General features: G+C 67.0%; 17 protein-coding genes. 15 read left to right on the forward strand and 2 right to left on the reverse strand.

The window, feature by feature from the left end; all coding sequences use genetic code 11:
* Positions 1-10: 10 nt before the first annotated feature.
* Positions 11-1,027 (reverse strand): glycosyltransferase family protein, encoded by a 1,017-nt coding sequence (locus tag BRAS3809_RS37750; protein ID WP_240535666.1) that lies wholly within the window; start codon positions 1,025-1,027, stop codon positions 11-13.
* Positions 1,028-1,074: 47 nt separating this feature from the next.
* Positions 1,075-1,350, reverse strand: a complete 276-nt coding sequence (locus BRAS3809_RS12965) for a hypothetical protein (RefSeq protein WP_008962551.1) — start codon at positions 1,348-1,350, stop codon at positions 1,075-1,077.
* Positions 1,351-1,667: 317 nt separating this feature from the next.
* Between BRAS3809_RS12965 and BRAS3809_RS12970 the strand changes: the two genes are divergently transcribed.
* The 15 genes from BRAS3809_RS12970 (at position 1,668) to BRAS3809_RS13040 (ending at position 17,307) form a co-directional block, all read left to right on the forward strand.
* Positions 1,668-2,777 (forward strand): inositol-3-phosphate synthase, encoded by a 1,110-nt coding sequence (locus tag BRAS3809_RS12970; RefSeq protein ID WP_008962552.1) that lies wholly within the window; start codon positions 1,668-1,670, stop codon positions 2,775-2,777.
* A 28-nt stretch (positions 2,778-2,805) separates the two neighbouring features.
* Positions 2,806-3,384, forward strand: coding sequence for a histidine phosphatase family protein (locus tag BRAS3809_RS12975; RefSeq protein ID WP_502685666.1), 579 nt, complete (start codon positions 2,806-2,808; stop codon positions 3,382-3,384).
* Positions 3,381-4,481 (forward strand): CgeB family protein, encoded by a 1,101-nt coding sequence (locus BRAS3809_RS12980; RefSeq protein ID WP_008962554.1) that lies wholly within the window; start codon positions 3,381-3,383, stop codon positions 4,479-4,481. Before BRAS3809_RS12975 ends, BRAS3809_RS12980 begins: the two co-directional genes overlap by 4 nt.
* A 1-nt stretch (position 4,482) precedes the next feature.
* Positions 4,483-5,283: a nucleotidyltransferase family protein gene (locus BRAS3809_RS12985; protein WP_008962555.1), complete on the forward strand. Its 801-nt coding sequence runs from the start codon at positions 4,483-4,485 to the stop codon at positions 5,281-5,283.
* A complete protein-coding gene (locus BRAS3809_RS12990) occupies positions 5,280-6,044 on the forward strand; it encodes a TIGR04290 family methyltransferase (RefSeq protein WP_008962556.1) in 765 nt (254 codons plus the stop codon). The genes BRAS3809_RS12985 and BRAS3809_RS12990 overlap by 4 nt, the downstream gene beginning before the upstream one ends.
* On the forward strand, positions 6,041-6,985 hold the full coding sequence (locus BRAS3809_RS12995) for a glycoside hydrolase 5 family protein (protein WP_008962557.1): 945 nt from the start codon (positions 6,041-6,043) through the stop codon (positions 6,983-6,985). Before BRAS3809_RS12990 ends, BRAS3809_RS12995 begins: the two co-directional genes overlap by 4 nt.
* Positions 6,973-8,184, forward strand: coding sequence for a phosphopentomutase (locus BRAS3809_RS13000; protein ID WP_008962558.1), 1,212 nt, complete (start codon positions 6,973-6,975; stop codon positions 8,182-8,184). Before BRAS3809_RS12995 ends, BRAS3809_RS13000 begins: the two co-directional genes overlap by 13 nt.
* 133 nt (positions 8,185-8,317) lie before the next feature.
* Entirely contained in the window at positions 8,318-9,430 is a 1,113-nt protein-coding gene (locus BRAS3809_RS13005) for an SDR family NAD(P)-dependent oxidoreductase (RefSeq protein ID WP_008962559.1), read from the forward strand.
* Positions 9,427-10,491 carry an NAD-dependent epimerase/dehydratase family protein gene (locus BRAS3809_RS13010; protein WP_008962560.1) on the forward strand — a complete coding sequence of 355 codons (1,065 nt, stop codon included), beginning with the start codon at positions 9,427-9,429 and terminating at the stop codon, positions 10,489-10,491. The genes BRAS3809_RS13005 and BRAS3809_RS13010 overlap by 4 nt, the downstream gene beginning before the upstream one ends.
* Positions 10,488-11,777, forward strand: a complete 1,290-nt coding sequence (locus BRAS3809_RS13015) for a TIGR04295 family B12-binding domain-containing radical SAM protein (RefSeq protein WP_008962561.1) — start codon at positions 10,488-10,490, stop codon at positions 11,775-11,777. Before BRAS3809_RS13010 ends, BRAS3809_RS13015 begins: the two co-directional genes overlap by 4 nt.
* The gene (locus tag BRAS3809_RS13020; RefSeq protein WP_008962562.1) at positions 11,774-12,913 is read left to right on the forward strand and encodes a glycosyltransferase family 4 protein; all 1,140 of its coding nucleotides are present in this window, start codon (positions 11,774-11,776) and stop codon (positions 12,911-12,913) included. Before BRAS3809_RS13015 ends, BRAS3809_RS13020 begins: the two co-directional genes overlap by 4 nt.
* On the forward strand, positions 12,910-14,037 hold the full coding sequence (locus BRAS3809_RS13025) for a CgeB family protein (protein ID WP_008962563.1): 1,128 nt from the start codon (positions 12,910-12,912) through the stop codon (positions 14,035-14,037). Before BRAS3809_RS13020 ends, BRAS3809_RS13025 begins: the two co-directional genes overlap by 4 nt.
* Positions 14,034-15,122 (forward strand): CgeB family protein, encoded by a 1,089-nt coding sequence (locus tag BRAS3809_RS13030; protein ID WP_008962564.1) that lies wholly within the window; start codon positions 14,034-14,036, stop codon positions 15,120-15,122. Before BRAS3809_RS13025 ends, BRAS3809_RS13030 begins: the two co-directional genes overlap by 4 nt.
* On the forward strand, positions 15,119-16,258 hold the full coding sequence (locus BRAS3809_RS13035) for a CgeB family protein (protein WP_008962565.1): 1,140 nt from the start codon (positions 15,119-15,121) through the stop codon (positions 16,256-16,258). Before BRAS3809_RS13030 ends, BRAS3809_RS13035 begins: the two co-directional genes overlap by 4 nt.
* The gene (locus tag BRAS3809_RS13040; RefSeq protein WP_008962566.1) at positions 16,255-17,307 is read left to right on the forward strand and encodes a UDP-glucuronic acid decarboxylase family protein; all 1,053 of its coding nucleotides are present in this window, start codon (positions 16,255-16,257) and stop codon (positions 17,305-17,307) included. The genes BRAS3809_RS13035 and BRAS3809_RS13040 overlap by 4 nt, the downstream gene beginning before the upstream one ends.
* The last annotated feature ends 171 nt before the right edge of the window (positions 17,308-17,478 follow it).

Consider the following 17,478-nt stretch of genomic DNA (forward strand, 5'->3'; position numbering starts at 1 on the left):
ACGATCACCGTCACGGATTGGGACGGGCTGACGCGGCTGGCCGGCTTTCGTCCGGACTACCTGATGCTGCGCCAGCCGCCGGCGCTGGACTTGCAGACGCCCGTACAGCACGATCCGGGTCCTCCGCTCGAATCCTCCGCTCCGGGCTGATTGCAGCGACACGTGTCCGAAGCGCTTCCCTGACCTCGGCGACCACGCCGCACCAGTCGCCCTGGCGGTCCTGGCGGAACAATCGCGCCTGCGGATACCAATAGGTCCGACGCCCCGCGGCAGGCCAGCGCCAGTCGCATTCGGCATGCAGCATGATCCAGGTTTCGCACCCCAACGCGCCAGCCAGATGCGCCATCATGGTGTCGACCGTGATCACGACATCGAGCGCGCGCAGCATGTTCGCGAGGACCTCGATGTCGGGTGCGCTGACGTCGCTGGCACCGATCTCCGCAATCTCCGCGGCCGGGACGTCGGGCTGCAGAGAGAACGCAACGACGCCGGGGATCGCCAGCGTTCGAACAAGGCTGGACGGCAGCTCGCGTCGCTTGTCCCAGTTGCCGACCCGCCATACCAGCCCGATTGCCAGCGCATCCAGCTCCGGCAGCAGAACCTGTTCACCTGCCGGCGCGAGATACGGCCGCCGCATGAGGACGTCATCCGCTCCGGCGCGAAGCGCGTGCCCAAGCTCCATGATCTCGACGTCGACATCGAACGCGACGTCCGGCACTCCGTCGTGCAGGGGAAGCGTGCGCCCGACGCCGGGAATCCGTCCGATCAGACCGCACAGCGACGGCTGGCACCATACGACGACCTCGCGGGCGATCGCCGCCAACGCGGGCAGGAATCGGGCGAACTGAAGCGTGTCGCCGAGTCCGTGATAGCAGCGCACCAGGACGGTCCGGTCGGTGAGGTCCTCGCCGCGCCAGATCTTCTGCAGGTGACGTGGCCCCTCGTGCTTCGCCGGGCCGCTGACTCGGAGCGCCGACAGATCGCGGTCGGCAATGCTCCAGGCACGCGCGAAATCCTGCACGCGCATCGCGGCGATCCAATCATTGGCGTCCCCGCGATCGTGCCTGGCTCCGCTCACGCGTCGCGGCGGACGAATTTGTGGAACCGGCTGATCTTCCCGTCCTTGGTGCGGTCCTGATACAGGAAGGCGAGCTCGGATTCGTCGAACTTGCGGAAGAATTCGTCCCAGCCGATCTCGTCGAGGGACTTCTCCTTGGGGCCGAAATCGATGCGCAGGATGCCTGCGTGACCATTCTCTTCCGTCGACGTCACGGTTGACGGACGGCCATCGCGTTCCTCGGCCCATTTGCGGATCTTGTTGTGGTCGGTGGTGGTCGCGCTCTCGCTCATGGCGGGCTCCTCACAGGACGGGCGAGGCTGATGATCCTCGCTCTCGCCAGCAAACGCCAGAGCGCTCAAATCGTTCGTGTCGCGAGAGCGGCCTCCGATTCCCCCTGCAGCTTCTTCATCATTGAAGATGATCGTTCCTCGGCGAGGCGATCCGTTTCTAACTTGGATCAGTGTTTTTCGGCTTTCCTGCGGGACCGGAAGGAAGCCGGGGATCGCGTGACGGTCTCGACAGGAACGAACATACCTATGGCACGTTCGCCGACGTACTTGGGTTCGCTCGCGCACGCCGCACAGCCATCGCCGGAGGACGACACTCGATGCACTCCCGTCTTCAAGACAGACGCAGCGTCCGCGTCGGTGTCGTCGGTGTCGGCAATTGCGCCAGCTCCCTCATTCAGGGCCTCAGCTACTATCGTCACGCGAAGTCCAACGAGCCCGTTCCCGGCCTGACGAACGCGGAGATCGGCGGCTATCATATCAGCGACATCGAGATCGCCTCCGCGTTCGACGTCCATGCCGACAAGGTCGGGCGCGATGTTGCCGACGCGATCTGGGCCAAGCCGAACAACACGTTTCGCTTTGCGCCGGTCGAGGAGACCGGCGTCATCGTCGGTCGCGGCCCGGTCCTCGACGGCATCGGGCGCTATCTCGAGGACGACGTACCGCTCGCGCCAGGGCCGGAAATCGACGTCACCGACGTCCTGCGGCGATCGCGCACCGACATCGTCGTCTCCTATTTGCCGGTCGGCGCCCAGAAGGCGACAGAGTTCTATGCCGCCCGCGCCCTCGAGGCCGGCTGCGGCTTCGTCAACTGCATCCCGGTCTTCATCGCATCCGACCCGTCCTGGCGCGCCCGTTTCGAGGATGCGGGTCTTCCCATCGTCGGCGACGACATCAAGAGCCAGGTCGGCGCCACCATCGTCCATCGCATGCTCGCAAACCTCTTCCGCGAGCGAGGCGTCCGGCTGGACCGCACCTATCAGCTCAATGTCGGCGGCAACACCGACTTCAAGAACATGCTGGAGCGCGAGCGGCTGAGCTCCAAGAAGATCTCGAAGACGCAGGCGGTGACCAGCCAGTTCGACGTGCCGCTGGACGCCGACAGCGTGCATGTCGGACCGAGCGACCACGTCCCCTGGCTGACGGACCGCAAGCTCGCCTACATCCGCCTCGAAGGCACGACGTTCGGCGGCGTGCCGCTGAGCGCCGAGTTGAAGCTGGAGGTGTGGGATTCGCCGAACTCCGCAGGCGTGGTCATCGACGCCGTTCGCTGCGCCAAGCTCGCCATGGACCGCGGCATCGGCGGCGCGCTCACCGGCCCGTCGAGCTATTTCATGAAGTCCCCGCCGCAGCAGTTCACCGACGAGGAGGCCCGGCGCAGGACACGGGCTTTCATCGACGATGTGCCTGTCGACGGCGCCGGCTAGAGGCCCCGTGATGACGACCACGATCCACATGATCCGGCACGGGCATCATCCCCTGCTCGGCCGCATTCTCTGCGGCCGCATGCCCGGCGTCGAGCTCGACGATGATGGCTTCCGCGAAGCCGGGATCTGCGCGTCGCTGATCGATCCGGTCCCCTCGCTGATTCAGTCCAGTCCGCAATTGCGCGCGCTGCAGACCGCCGGCATCATCGCCGCCCGCCATCGCCTGACCGTCGAGGTCGCGCCGGCCCTGGACGAATTGGATGCCGGCGACTGGACCGGGCGCAGCTTCGCCGAGCTCGAGGCGGATTCAGTCTGGCAGCGATGGAACGAGAAACGCGGATCGAGCAGGCCGCCCCATGGCGAGAGCATGGCGGAGGTGCAGCAACGGATCGTCGCGCACATCGCCCGGCTCTGCGAGCAGAAGAACGGCGACTGCATCGTGCTGGTCAGCCATGCCGAGCCGATCCGGGCCGCGATCATGCATTATGCGAGGATCGCGCTGGACGACTTCCACTCGGTCGAGGTCGCGCCGGCCAGCATCAGCACGCTCATCGCGGATTCCACCGGCATCAAGCTTGACCAGGCCAACCAGAAGGTGCCGGCGTGAAGATCGTCATTTTCGGGCTGACCATCTCGTCGTCCTGGGGCAATGGTCACGCCACGCTGTGGCGCGGGCTGTGCAAGAACCTGATCCGTGCCGGCCACGACGTCGTGTTCTTCGAGCACGACGTGCCCTACTACGCCGACAATCGCGACATGGCGGAGCTCGCAGGCGGCCGGCTGATCCTCTCCCGGTCCTGGCAGGACTGCGCGCATCTCGCCGCCGCCGAACTGCGCGATGCCGATGCTGCAATCCTGACCTCCTACTGCCCTGACGGACAGGAGGCCACCGCGCTGATCCTCGACAGCGCGAGCAGCGTGAAGGTGTTCTACGACCTCGACACGCCGGTCACGCTCGAGCGGCTGCGCGCAGGAGAACGCCTGTCCTACATCGGACCGCGGGGGCTTGCTGATTTCGACCTCGTGCTCAGCTTCACCGGCGGGCCGCGGCTGGTCGAGCAATACCGCAGCCGGCTCGGCGCGCGCGACATCGCACCACTCTATGGTCATGTCGATCCCGACGTGCATCGGCCGGTAGAGCCCCAGCCGCATTATCGCTCCGCCCTGTCCTATCTCGGCACCTACTCGGCCGATCGCCAGGCCGCGCTCGAGGAGCTGTTCGTCGATCCAGCCCGCGCCCGGAGCGACCTGCGGTTCCTGATCGGCGGCGCGCAATATCCGCAGGACTTCCCCTGGTCGCCGAACATCTACTTCGTGCGCCATCTGCCGCCGGCCGAGCACGCCGCCTTCTTCGCGTCCGCCCGGCTGACGCTCAACGTGACGCGGCGCGCGATGGCCGAGATGGGTTGGTGCCCGTCGGGCCGGCTGTTCGAAGCCGCCGCGTGCGGCGTGCCGCTGCTGAGCGACGGCTGGGACGGCATCGAACAGTTCTTCACGCCCGGCGCGGAGATCATCCTGGCGGAGCACGGACAGGACACGCTCGCCGCGCTCGCGCGTGACGACGGCGAGCTCGCCCGCATCGCAGCCCGCGCCCGGCAGCGCACGCTGGACGAACACAGCTCGAGCAAGCGCGCGGCCGAGATGATCGGTCTGTTCGAACGCGCAGTGCGGCGCGCACCAGCATTCATGGCACAGGAGGCCTGACATGTGGGGCATCGTCCCAGCCGCCGGCCGCGGCAGCCGCATTCAGCCGCTGGCGTTCTCCAAGGAGCTGCTTCCGGTCGGCAGCCGCAGCGATGGCGGCGCCGAGCGGCCTTGCGCGGTGTCGGAATATCTCGTCGAGCGCCTGATCCTCGGCGGCGCCGACAAGATCTGCTTCGTCATCTCGCCGAGCAAGTCGGACATCCTCGAATATTTCGGCGACCGCTATGGCAGTGCGCGCCTCGCTTACGTCGTCCAGCCGGAGGCTGCGGGCCTGTGCGACGCCATCTTCCGTGCGTCGACGGTGATCGGCGAGCGCGAGGATGTGCTAGTGGGACTGCCGGATACGGTGTGGTTTCCAAAGCGCGCGCTGGCGAGCCTCCCCGATGGAGACCTGTCGTTCCTGCTGTTTCCGGTCGAGCATCCCGAGTTCTTCGATGCGGTCGTGCTCGACGGCGATACGGTGAAGGAGATCCAGGTCAAGCAGCGCGACGCACGCTCGAACTGGATCTGGGGCGCATTCCGCATGTCGGCGCGCGGCTTCCACGATCTCAACACGCTGTGGGAGGCCCGCGATCGCCGCGACGAATATTTCGGCACGCTGGTGAACAGCTATCTCGCCGCCGGCGGTACCGGCGTCGGAATCAAGACCGGCGAGGCCTATGTCGATGTCGGCACCATCAGCGGCTATCGCACGGCGATTGCCCTGCTTGCCGCGAGCCGCGACGGCGTCGAGCCGCGGCCGACGGTGCGCGCCACCGTCGCGGCCGAGACGCTCCCTCGCCTCCCGGGAGGACGGGCATGACGACCGGCATGCTGTCGCGCGAGGAGATCCGCCGCCGGGTGGATGCGCTCGGCCCGTGGTTCCACAATCTCGATTTGAGGGGCGTGTCGACCGCGCCCACGCACTTCCTCGGCGACTATCCGAACGTCAAGTGGCGGCGCTTCGCGGAGATCATCCCGGATGATCTCACCGGCAAGTCCGTGCTCGACATCGGCTGCAACGCCGGCTTCTACGCCATGGAGATGAAGCGCCGCGGCGCCGATCGCGTGCTCGGCCTGGACAGCGATGAAGACTACCTGGCGCAGGCGCGCTTCGCCGCCGACGTCAACGGGCTGGACATCGAGTTCCGAAAGCTCTCGGCCTACGACGTCGGCCAGCTCGGCGAGAGATTCGACCTCGTGATCTTCATGGGCGTGCTCTATCACCTGCGTCATCCGTTGCTGGCGCTCGACCTCATCCGCGAGTACGTCGTCGGCGATCAGCTGCTGTTCCAGTCGATGCAGCGCGGCTCGTCGGAGGTGGACGAGATCGCCCGCAACTACGATTTCTGGACGACCAGCCCGTTCGACAGCCCGGGCTATCCCAGGATGCATTTCATCGAGCACAAATATGCCGATGATCCCACCAACTGGTGGGCGCCGAACCGCGCCTGCGTCGAAGCCATGCTGCGCAGCGCGGGCTTCGCGATCCTCGCCCATCCGGAAGAGGAGGTCTATCTGTGCCGCAAGGTGCCGCGGCCGCAACCGGACGGCCCGGTCTATCCAGCGCGAGGTGAGAAATGATCGAGGCGGCCAAGATCTGGAACGAGCCGAACAACAAGTCGCACTGGGACCTGCAGCTCGATCCCGACTGGGCGCGCTTCGCCGAGACCGCCATCGCCGCCGGCCGGGCGATCCGCTCGGCCCATGCCACGCTGCCGCGCGTGCTCGGCGGCATCTCGCCGATCGACCCCGCCTTCATCGCCAACATGAAGGCGCGCGGCGTTCTCGATCACGTCGATGCGGTGGCGGTGCACGGCTTCCCGCTGGATTGGAATCTGTGGAAGATCGACGAATGGCCGGCCAAGCTCGCCGAGATCCAGGCGCTCGTGTCGGTGCCGGTGTGGGTCACCGAGGTCGGTGTCTCCTCGTTCGGCGCCGACGAGGTGCAGGCCTGGGGATTGCAGCGCACCGCCGAGCTGCTCAATGGCCGTGCCCCGCGCATTCATTGGTACAGCCTGTATGATCTGCCCACCGCGTGGGAGGCGACGACGCGCCACAAGGAGGCCGAAGGCTCGTCCTACTACCGGCACTTCCACATGGGTCTGCTGCGCGAGGACGGCTCGCCGAAGCTGGCGGCCGAGCTGTTTCCAGAGCATGCCCATGGCATGGGCCTGTGCCAGTGGTTCCACTACCAGGACCATCGCCTGGAGGATGCCGTGCTGTGGCTGCGCCGGCTCGGCGTCCGGCACGTCCGCACGGGGCTGTCCTGGGCCGACAGCTTCCGCCCGGACGCACTCGACTGGTTCGATCGGCAGATGGAGGCGCTGGCCGAGTTCGACGTCACGGTCACCTTCTGCTTCACGCCCGAGCATCGCGGCCTCGCTCCGCATCACACCAGCCCGCCGATCGACGTCAACGAGTTCGCCGATTTTTGCGCCGGCATGATCCTGCGCTATTGCGCCTCGACCGGCGTGGCAGCCGCCCCCGCCGCGCTGCCGGAGCCGTTGCCATGCGCGCCCTGATCGTGGTGATGGATTCGGTCGGCATCGGCGGCGCGTTGGACGCGGCCCGCTATGGTGACGAAGGCGCCGACACCGTCGGTCACATTGCCGACGCCTGCGCCGCCGGCCGCGCCGACAGCGACCAGCGCCAGGGACCGCTGCAAGTCCCCTATCTGACTGCGCTCGGACTCGGAGAAGCCTGCGAACGCGCCACCGGCCGAAAGCCGCCGGGTTTGCAGCGGAGAGCGGGCGCAGGCGCAGCGTTCGGTCATGCTCACGAGCTGTCCCGCGGCAAGGATACGCCGTCGGGGCACTGGGAAATCGCCGGCGTCCCTGTTCCGTTTGACTGGGGCTATTTCCCGAAAGCCGTTCCGACGTTTCCGCCGGAACTCATCAGGCAACTATGCGCCTCGGCCGGCCTGCCCGGCATTCTCGGCAACCGTCACGCCTCCGGCACCGAGATCATGGCCGAACTGGGCGAGGCGCACATCGAGACCGGTCAGCCGATCTGCTACACGTCGGCCGATTCGGTATTCCAAATCGCCGCGCATGAACAGGCGTTCGGCCTCGAGCGACTCTATCGGCTCTGCGAAGCGGCTCGCCCGCTCGTCGATCGCTTCAACATCGGCCGCGTCATCGCGCGCCCCTTTGTCGGCGAGACCCCGGCCGATTTCCGCCGAACGGCCAATCGCCGCGACTACGCCGTCCCGCCGCCGGACTCGACGATCCTTGATGTTGCGACCGCCGAGCAGCGCCATGTCGTCACGATCGGCAAGATCGCCGATATCTTCGCGCATCGCGGCACCGGCCACAATCTCAAGGGGGAGAACAACGACGTCTTGTTCACGCGCATGCTCGAGGGTATCGCGATGCTCGGCGACGGCGGCCTGATATTCGCGAATTTCGTCGACTTCGATACGTTGTACGGCCATCGCCGCGATGTTGCAGGCTATGCGCGCGCGCTCGAAGCGTTCGATGCGCGGCTGCCTGAGCTGTTGAACGCGCTGCGCAGCGACGATCTCCTCGTCATCACGGCCGATCATGGCTGCGATCCGACCTGGGGCGGCTCCGATCATACGCGCGAAAGCGTTCCCGTGCTGATCGCCAATGGCAGGACCGCCGGACCGATCGGAGCGCGCAGCAGCTTTGCCGACATCGGTGCAACGGTTGCGGCCCATCTGCAGATCTCGCCGACTCGCCACGGCCGCGTGTTCTGGTGAGGTGCGCTCTCATCTACGTTATTGACCTGGATTAGAGAAATTATCGTTTGTACGTGCGCTAGGAACCAACATTCGTTGCGCCGCTTCTCACCCGGAGAGTTCGTTCCAGACTCACTTCGAGGAGTAGCCCGGCATGACACGTGTCCTGATTACCGGAGGCGCAGGGTTCATCGGCTCGCACACGGCCGATGCGCTGATCTCCGCGGGCTACGAGGTCAGGCTGCTCGACTCGCTCTCGCCTCAGGTGCACGGCGCGCAGCGCCAGCGTCCGCCCTATCTGCACGCTGACGCCGAGCTGTTGGTCGGCGATGTCACGGATCCGACCGCCGTCGAGCGCGCGCTGCGCGGCGTCGACAAGGTGCTGCATCTCGCCTCCAGCGTCGGTGTCGGCCAGAGCATGTACGACATCGAATCCTACGTCCGCACCAATGAGCTCGGCACCGCCGTGCTGCTGCAGGCGCTGGCGAACCGCCCGGTGGCGCGCCTGGTGGTCGCGTCCTCGATGAGCGTCTATGGCGAAGGTGCCTGCCGCGCCGCCGATGGAGCGGTTGTCGCGCCCGAGGAGCGCTCGCTCGACCAGCTCAAGCGCGGTGATTGGGAGCTTGGCGACGACGCCGGCGGACAGCTCGAGCCGATGCCGACGCCGGAAACCAAGCAGCCCGCGCTCAGCTCGATCTACGCGCTCAACAAATATGCCCAGGAGCGGATGTGCCTGATCACAGGCAAGGCCTACGGCATCCCGACGCTGGCGCTGCGTTTTTTCAACGTGTTCGGTCCGCGCCAGGCGCTGTCCAATCCCTACACCGGCGTGCTCGCGATCTTCGCTGCACGGCTGCTCAACGACCGCCCGCCGCTGGTGTTCGAGGACGGCCGGCAGCGCCGCGACTTCGTCCATGTCCATGACGTTGCCCGCGCCTGCGTGCTGGCGCTCGAGAGTGATCATGCCGACGACGTATTCAACATCGGCTCGGGACAGAGCCGCAGCATCGTCTCCGTCGCCGAGGACCTCGCCCGGGTCATGGGGCGCTCGCAGATGACGCCGACCATCACGGGCAAATACCGCGCCGGCGACATCCGGCATTGTTTCGCCGATATCACCAAGAGCGAACGGCTGCTCGGCTTCAGGCCCACGGTGCGGTTCGAGGACGGCCTCGATGAGCTGGCGCATTATCTCGCCGGTCAGATCGCCGACGACCAGGCGGAGAAGGCGACGGAAGAGCTTTCGCGGCGCGGGCTGGTGGCATGATGGACCCGGCATCGAACCAAGCCCCGATCGTGATCACCGGCGGCTGCGGCTTCATCGGCTGCAATCTCGCCGACCGGCTCGCCACGCGCGGCGATCATGTATCGATCCTCGACAATCTCGCCCGCGCCGGCGTCCGCGAGAATGCACAATGGCTGAAATCACGCCACGGCGACCGGATCACGATCACGGTCGGCGATGTCAGGGATCCGATCACCGTCATCGACACGGTGAAGCACGCCAAGGCCGTGCTGCATCTGGCTGCGCAAGTCGCGGTGACATCCAGCCTCGACAGCCCCGTCGACGATTTCGAGATCAATGCGCGCGGCACGTTGAACGTGCTGGAAGCCGTTCGCCTGCACAATCCGGGCGCGCCCCTCCTGTTCGCCTCGACCAACAAGGTCTACGGCCGGCTGATCGGCGACGACGCGATCACCCGCATGGGTCAGCGATACCAGCCGATCGACCCGGGCCTGGCGCAGGGCGTGTCTGAAAGCGCGCCGCTCGACCTCTACAGCCCCTATGGCTGCTCGAAGGGTGCGGCCGATCAGTATGTCCACGACTATGGCCGCGTCTACGGGCTGAAGACGGCCGTGCTGCGGATGAGCTGCATCTACGGCCCGCGGCAGTTCGGCAACGAGGATCAGGGCTGGATCGCGCACTTCGTTCTCTCCGCCCTGCGCGGCGCGCCGCTGACGATCTATGGCGACGGCTGCCAGGTGCGCGACGCGCTGTACGTCGCCGACGCGGCCGACGCCTGGCTCGCGGTGCTCGATCGGATCGACGCAACGCGCGGGCGCGTGTTCAACCTCGGCGGCGGACCTGCGAACGCCATCAGCCTGCTGGAGCTGATCGACGACATCGCACGGCTGTCGGGTCCGGTCAGCCACAGCTTTTCCGATTGGCGCCCCGGCGACCAGCCCTGGTACGTCACCGACATCGGCGCCTTGGCGAACGCGACGGGGTGGCAGCCGCGCACATCCTTTGCCGACGGCCTCCGTGGGCTACATGGCTGGCTCGCTGGCCGCTTCGCCGAGCAGCGGAGTCGGGAGGCACTGGCATGACCCGCGTCGCCCTGATCAATCCGAACTGGACGTTCGACGGCAGCATCTATTTCGGCTGCCGCAGCCCGCATCTGCCGATCGAGCTCGGCATCTCCCAGCAGCTGCTGCGCGGCGCAGGTCATGCGACGCTGCTGCTCGACGCCCACATGTTCGACCTGTCGCCGTCGGACATCCTGGCCGAGCTCGCGGCGTTCCGGCCGGACATGATCGTGCTGACGACGGCCCCGACCTATCTGTTCTGGCGCTGCGCGCCGCCCGAGCTGCGCGTCCCGCAGGAGCTCGCGCTGACGCTGCGCGAGAGCGGCGCCGTCCTCGTCGCGGTCGGCCCCCACGGCTCGACCACGCCGCGGATGACCTTGCGCAAGCTCGGCGTCGACGTCGTCGTGATGGGGGAATGCGAGCACAGCGTGCTGCGGCTGGCGAATGGCGCGCGCGATGTCGCCGGCATATGCTTCACGGCCGCCAATGGCGACATCAAGGTCAATGGCGGGCCGCAAGCCGCGGTCTTCACCGACCAGCCGGCGCTGCAATGGCCGGAGGAGATGATCCGCCGCCATCATCACCACCACCACCGCTTCGAGGCTGCACCCGTCGGTCCCGGAGCCGAGGTCGAGGCCTCGCGCGGCTGTCCCTATCACTGCACGTTCTGCGCCAAGGACAATTTCCGCAACGCCTATCGCAAGCGCCCGCCGGCCGTCATTCTCGACGAGGTCGATCGGCTGCGCGCGCAAGGCGCGGAGTATGTCTACTTCATCGACGAGATCTTCCTGCCCAATGCCGAGCTGCTGCAGGGCCTCGTCACGCGGGGCCTGAAGTTCGGCGTGCAGACGCGGATCGATCTGTGGAGGCCCGAGATGCTGGAGCTGCTCGGACGCGCCGGCTGCGTCTCGATCGAGGCCGGCATCGAGAGCCTGACGCCGGAGGGTCGCGCGGCACTGGCGAAGAACTGCCGGATGACGACCGAGCAGCTCGCCGAGCGCCTCGTCGAGGCGCGGCGACATGTCCCGTTCGTCCAGGCCAATTTGATCGAGATGCCGCAGGATGACGATCCCGTCGTGCAACGCTGGCGTCAGCGGATGCAGGATGCCGGCGTGTGGGCCAACGATCCAGTGCCGCTCTATCCGTATCCCGGTTCGCCGGACTACCAGAAGCGCTGGGGTACGCCCGACGATCATGCCTGGGAGCGTGCGCACACGCACTATCTGAAGCTGTTCAACCAGTTCAGCGACGTGCAGAACGAGCGCCCGATTCCGCTCACGGCCCTCGAGCTGCAGGTCGCGCCATGAGCACGCTTGCCGGCTTCCGCGTGCTGATGACCACCGACGCCGTCGGTGGCGTGTGGAGCTACGCGACCGCGTTGTGCGCGGCGCTCGCCGCCCGCGGTGCCGATCTGCATCTGGTCAGCATGGGGCCGCCACCGCGTCCGGATCAGCGCGCAATGCTGGGTAGGACCGGCGTCCGTCTGATCGAGACCGACCTGGCGCTGGAATGGCAGGACCCGGACGCGCATCATTTCGACCACGCGCGCCGCATGCTGCTCGCGCTCGAACGCGAGATCCGGCCCGATGTCGTGCATCTCAACAGCTTTCGCGAGGCCGCCTTCGACTGGCGGGCGCCGGTTCTCATCGTCGCCCATTCCTGCGTTCACTCCTGGGGGATCGCCTGCAAAGAAACCGCATTCCTGCAGGAGCAGCGCTGGCAGCGTTATCGCGCGCGCGTGGCCGACGGATTGCAGCATGCGGCGAGCTGGGTCGCGCCCAGTTGCGCCTTCGGCGAGGTCATCGGCCGGTTATACGAACCCCGGCGCCCGGGCACGCTGATCTGGAACGGCACAGCTTCTCGCAGCCGCGCCAGGGACGGCAAGGAGACAGACGGCAAGGAGACATTCGTGCTCGCGGCCGGGCGAATGTGGGACAAGGCCAAGAATCTGCGCGCGCTGGCCGCGGCTGCCGATGGTGTCCCCTGTCCGATATACGTGGCCGGAGCGGGTCCGGACGACACCATCGCCCCGCCCCATCTGCAGATGCTCGGCGAGCTCTCCCATCGCGATGTCAGCAATTGCATGGCCCGTGCAGCGATCTTTGCGAGCCCTGCGCTGTATGAACCGTTCGGGCTGTCGGTGCTCGAGGCGGCAACGGCCGGATGCGCGCTGGTGCTGGCCGACATCCCGACCTTCCGCGAGCTCTGGCAGGATGCGGCCGTGTTCGTGGTCCCGACCGATGTCCGGGCGCTCAGGAGCACGCTGGGCTGGCTCGCCACCGACGACCGCGCCCGCGCCATGCTGCAGGAGGCGGCGCGTCAGCGCGCGGACAGATACACGGTCGGTCGCATGGCGACGTCCTACGCCGAGCTCTACCGCGGCCTGCGCACGCAGGCGGCGCCCGAGCCTCAACTGAACATCCTCGCCGAGGCCTGTGCATGAAGTGCGTGCTGTTCTACCATGCGTTGTCGTCGTGCTGGAACAACGGCAATGCGCATTTCCTGCGCGGCGTCGCGCGCGAGCTGCATGCGCTCGGTCACGAGGTCGTCGTCTACGAGCCGGCTGATGGCTGGAGCCGGCTGAACGCGATCAAGGATGGCGGCGATGCCGGCCTGCGCGCGATTCCCTCCTTGTTCCCCGGCATCGACGTCAGGGCTTATGACGGCACGCTCGACATGGACGAGGCGCTCGATGGCGCCGGCCTCGTCGTCGTGCATGAGTGGAACGAGCCTGACCTCGTCGCGGCGATCGGCCGCCATCGCATTGAGAGCGGGCGCTTCGTGCTGCTGTTCCACGACACCCACCACCGCGCCGTGACGGCGCCGCAGGAGCTCACCCGCTTCGACCTCTCCGGCTATGACGGCGTGCTCGCTTTCGGCGAGGTGCTGCGCCAGATCTATCTCGCTCTCGGCTGGACGTCGCGCGCCTTCACCTGGCATGAGGCGGCCGACACCGCGTTGTATCGTCCCCTGCCCGACATCGTCCCGCAGCACGATCTCGTCTGGATCGGCAATTGGGGCGACGACGAGCGCAGCGCCGAACTCAGGGAATTCCTGATCGCTCCGGTCGCAGCCCTCCAGCTCACCGCCACGATCTACGGGGTCCGCTATCCCGAGCACGCGCTTGCCGCCATGCGGCAGGCCGGCATCCGTTATGGCGGCTGGCTGCCGGCGCACCGCGCGCCCCAGGCGTTCGCGCAGGCACGCGTCACGGTCCACGTGCCGCGCGCACCCTATGCGCGATCGCTGCCCGGCATTCCGACCATTCGCATGTTCGAGACGATGGCCTGCGGCATTCCGATTGTTTCCGCACCATGGGACGACGTCGAGTCGCTGTTTCCGGATGATACCTATCTGCGCGCCGCCGACGGTCCCGACATGCGCGAGGCGTTGCGCCTGCTGCTATCCGCATCCGATTTTGCTGCGGACATCGCCGCAAGAGCCCGCAGCGCAGTGCTCGCCCGACACACCTGCCGGCACCGCGCGCAAGAGCTGCTGCACATCGTGACCAGGCTGCGCGGCCAGGATCAGGCAGCGTCCACGCAATTGGCAGGAGCGGCATCGTGAACATCAGCTTTTTCGGCTCCAGCCTGGTGTCGTCCTATTGGAACGGTGCGGCCACCTATTATCGTGGCATGCTGAAGGAGATTGCCGCGCTCGGTCATCAGATCACCTTCTACGAACCGGACGCGTTCGAGCGCCAGGCCCACCGCGACATCGATGACCCCCCTTGGGCCAGGGTCGTCGTGTATCCGGCGACGCCCGAGGGCTGGCAGCGCGCCATGGACGACGCCGTGCGATCCGCCGACCTCCTCGTCAAGGCGAGCGGCGTCGGCGTGTTCGACGCCGAGCTCGAGGATGCCATCGCCACGATCTCGACCGACGCGCTCCGCATCTACTGGGACGTCGACGCGCCCGCCACGCTGGATGCGATCGCCGCCGATCCGCGGCATCATCTCCGCGAGGCCATTCCCCGCTACGACGTGGTGCTGACTTATGGCGGGGGTGACCCGGTGGTGCGGGCCTATCGCGCCGCCGGCGCGCGCGATTGCGTGCCGATCTACAATGCGCTGGACCCGGCAACTCATCATCCGGCACCGCCGCGCGGCGAGTTCAGCTCCGATCTCAATCTGCTTGCCAACCGCCTGCCGGACCGCGAGGCGCGGATCGAGCGCTTCTTCATCGACGCCGCCGCGCAACGTCGAGGACAGAGCTTCGTGCTCGGCGGCTCCGGCTGGCACGACAAGCCGATGCCGGCCAACATCCGCGCCGTCGGCCATGTCGGCACCGCCGATCACAACGCGTTCTTCTGCTCGGCGCGCGCGACCCTGAACGTCAATCGCGACAGCATGGCGGCCTACGGGTTCTCGCCACCGACCCGAGTGTTCGAAGCCGCGGGCTGCGGCGCCTGCCTGATCACCGACCAATGGGAGGGCATCGATCTCTTTCTCGAGCCGGGCCGCGAGGTGCTCGTCGCCGCCGACGGGGCCGCCGTGGCCGCTCACCTCGATGCGCTGTCGCCGGACCGCGCCCGCGCGATCGGCGAGCGCGGCCGCGCGCGCATCCTGGCCCACCACACCTATCGCCAACGCGCCCATCAGTTCAACACCCTGCTCGAGGGCATGGGCACCCGCATCGAGGCCGCAGAATGAACCTGAACATCGTCGTCATCGGATTGTCGGTCACATCGTCCTGGGGGAACGGCCACGCCACGACCTATCGCGCGCTGCTGTCGGCGCTCGCCCGGCGCGGACACAGCGTGACCTTTCTGGAGCGCGACGTGCCCTGGTATCGCGACCACCGCGATCTCACCGACCCCGACGGCTGGAGCGTGAAGCTCTATCAATCATTGCAGGACCTGCCCCGGCTGTTCGGCGCGACAGTGCGCGACGCCGACCTCGTGATCATCGGCTCCTATGTGCCTGACGGGATCGCGATCGCCGACTGGGCGACATCGCACGCCCGCGGCGTCACCGCCTTCTACGACATCGACACGCCGGTCACCCTGGCGCAGCTCGAGCACGGACTGGCCTATCTGTCGCCCACGATGATCCCGCGCTTCGACCTGTACCTCTCGTTCTCCGGCGGGCCGGCGCTGGCGATGATCGAGGACCTCTACGGCAGCCCGCTGGCACGCGTGCTGTATTGCAGCGCCGATCTCGATCTCTACCAGCCGCGCGAGACGCCGGCACGCTGGACGTTGGGCTATCTCGGCACCTACAGCGCCGATCGCCAGCCGCAGCTCGACCGGTTCCTGCTCGATCCGGCGCGCGGACTCGCTGCGGAACATTTCGTCGTCGCGGGCGCGCAATACCCCGACACGATCACCTGGCCGGACAATGTCGAGCGGATCGATCACCTTCCTCCGCGTGAGCACGCCGACTTCTTCTGCGCGCAGCGCTTCACGCTCAACGTCACCCGCGCCGACATGCGGGCCCTCGGCTTCTCACCGAGCGTCCGGCTGTTCGAGGCCGCGGCCTGTGGCACGCCGGTGCTGTCGGATCATTGGCCTGGCCTGGAGACCATCTTCGTGCCGAACAGCGAGATCCTCGTCGTCTCGACGCCGCAGGACGTCCGCGCGATCCTGCAGGAGATGACCGAGGATACGCGGCGAGGCATCGCGGAGCGCGCCAGCCGCAGGGTCCGCCGTGACCACACGCCCGATCACCGCGCCCGACAGCTGGAGGATTACTACCGCGAGGCGCTCACCCGCCGGGCACGTCCCGTGCGCCAGGCGCTCAAGCAAGCCTCGCCCGAGGCCGTCGAACTGAAACTGGGATTGTCATGACCATTCAGATCTCCATCCCCGCACGACGCTCCCTCCGCACCCTCGTCGCCGGGGGCGCAGGCTTCATCGGCTCGCACATCTGCGACACGCTGCTCCGGCGCGGCGACACCGTGGTCTGCATCGACAATCTGCATACGGGCTCGCTGCGCAACATCCGTCCGCTGCTCAACCACCCGAACTTCAGCTTCATCGAGCACGACGTGCGCGAGCCCTTGGATCTCGAAGGCCGGCTCGACCGCGTCTACAATCTGGCCTGCCCGGCTTCGCCACCGCATTATCAGCAGGACCCCGTTGGCACGATGAAGACCTGCGTGCTGGGAACGCTCAATCTGCTCGAGCTCGCGCGTGAGAAATCCGCGCGAATCCTGCAGGCCTCGACCAGCGAAGTCTATGGCGACCCCGAGGTCCACCCGCAGCCCGAGACCTATGTCGGCCACGTCAACACCATCGGGCCCCGTGCCTGTTACGACGAGGGCAAGCGTGCCGCCGAAACGCTGATGTTCGACTATCAACGCATGTATGGCCTCGACATCAAGGTCGCCCGCATTTTCAACACCTATGGCCCGCGCATGCATGAGAATGACGGCCGGGTGGTGTCGAATTTCATCGTCCAGGCGCTGCGCGGCGCGCCAATCACCGTCTACGGCTCCGGCAGCCAGACGCGCAGCTTCTGCTTCGTCGACGATCTCGTGCGTGGACTGGAGATGCTGATGGAAAGTCCGGCCTCGGTCACGGGCCCGATCAACCTCGGCAATCCGCACGAGATGAGCATCGAGGCGATCGCGCGCGAGGTGCTGGCCTGCACGCAATCCGCCTCGACGCTGGAGTTCAAGCCGCTGCCGGTCGACGATCCGAAGCGGCGAAAGCCGGTGATCACGACCGCCGAGCGGCTGCTCGGCTGGCGTCCGCAGATTCCGCTGCGCAAGGGCCTGGAAGCCACGATCGCCTATTTTGCGCTTGAGGTTGCCGGGCGTGCGCCCTCAGGGCCGAACAGGCGGCCGCCGCGGCGTCCGGGACGCGCGCAGCTCGCCTTGGCGCGATCGCAATAGACCAGAACGCGCGACGCCCAGGACAAGCCTGGGCGTCACTTTTTCGTCGACGATATCGAGCGGTTACTTGCTGATCGACTTGGCCATGTCGAGATGCTTCTGCAGCACCGGCACGGTCTGCTGCGCGAAGTCCGACAGGGGCGACTTCGCCGAGGCTTCCTTCTGGTACTT

It is taken from the genome of Bradyrhizobium sp. STM 3809, from assembly GCF_000239795.1.
In the GTDB taxonomy this organism is placed as follows: Bacteria; Pseudomonadota; Alphaproteobacteria; order Rhizobiales; family Xanthobacteraceae; genus Bradyrhizobium.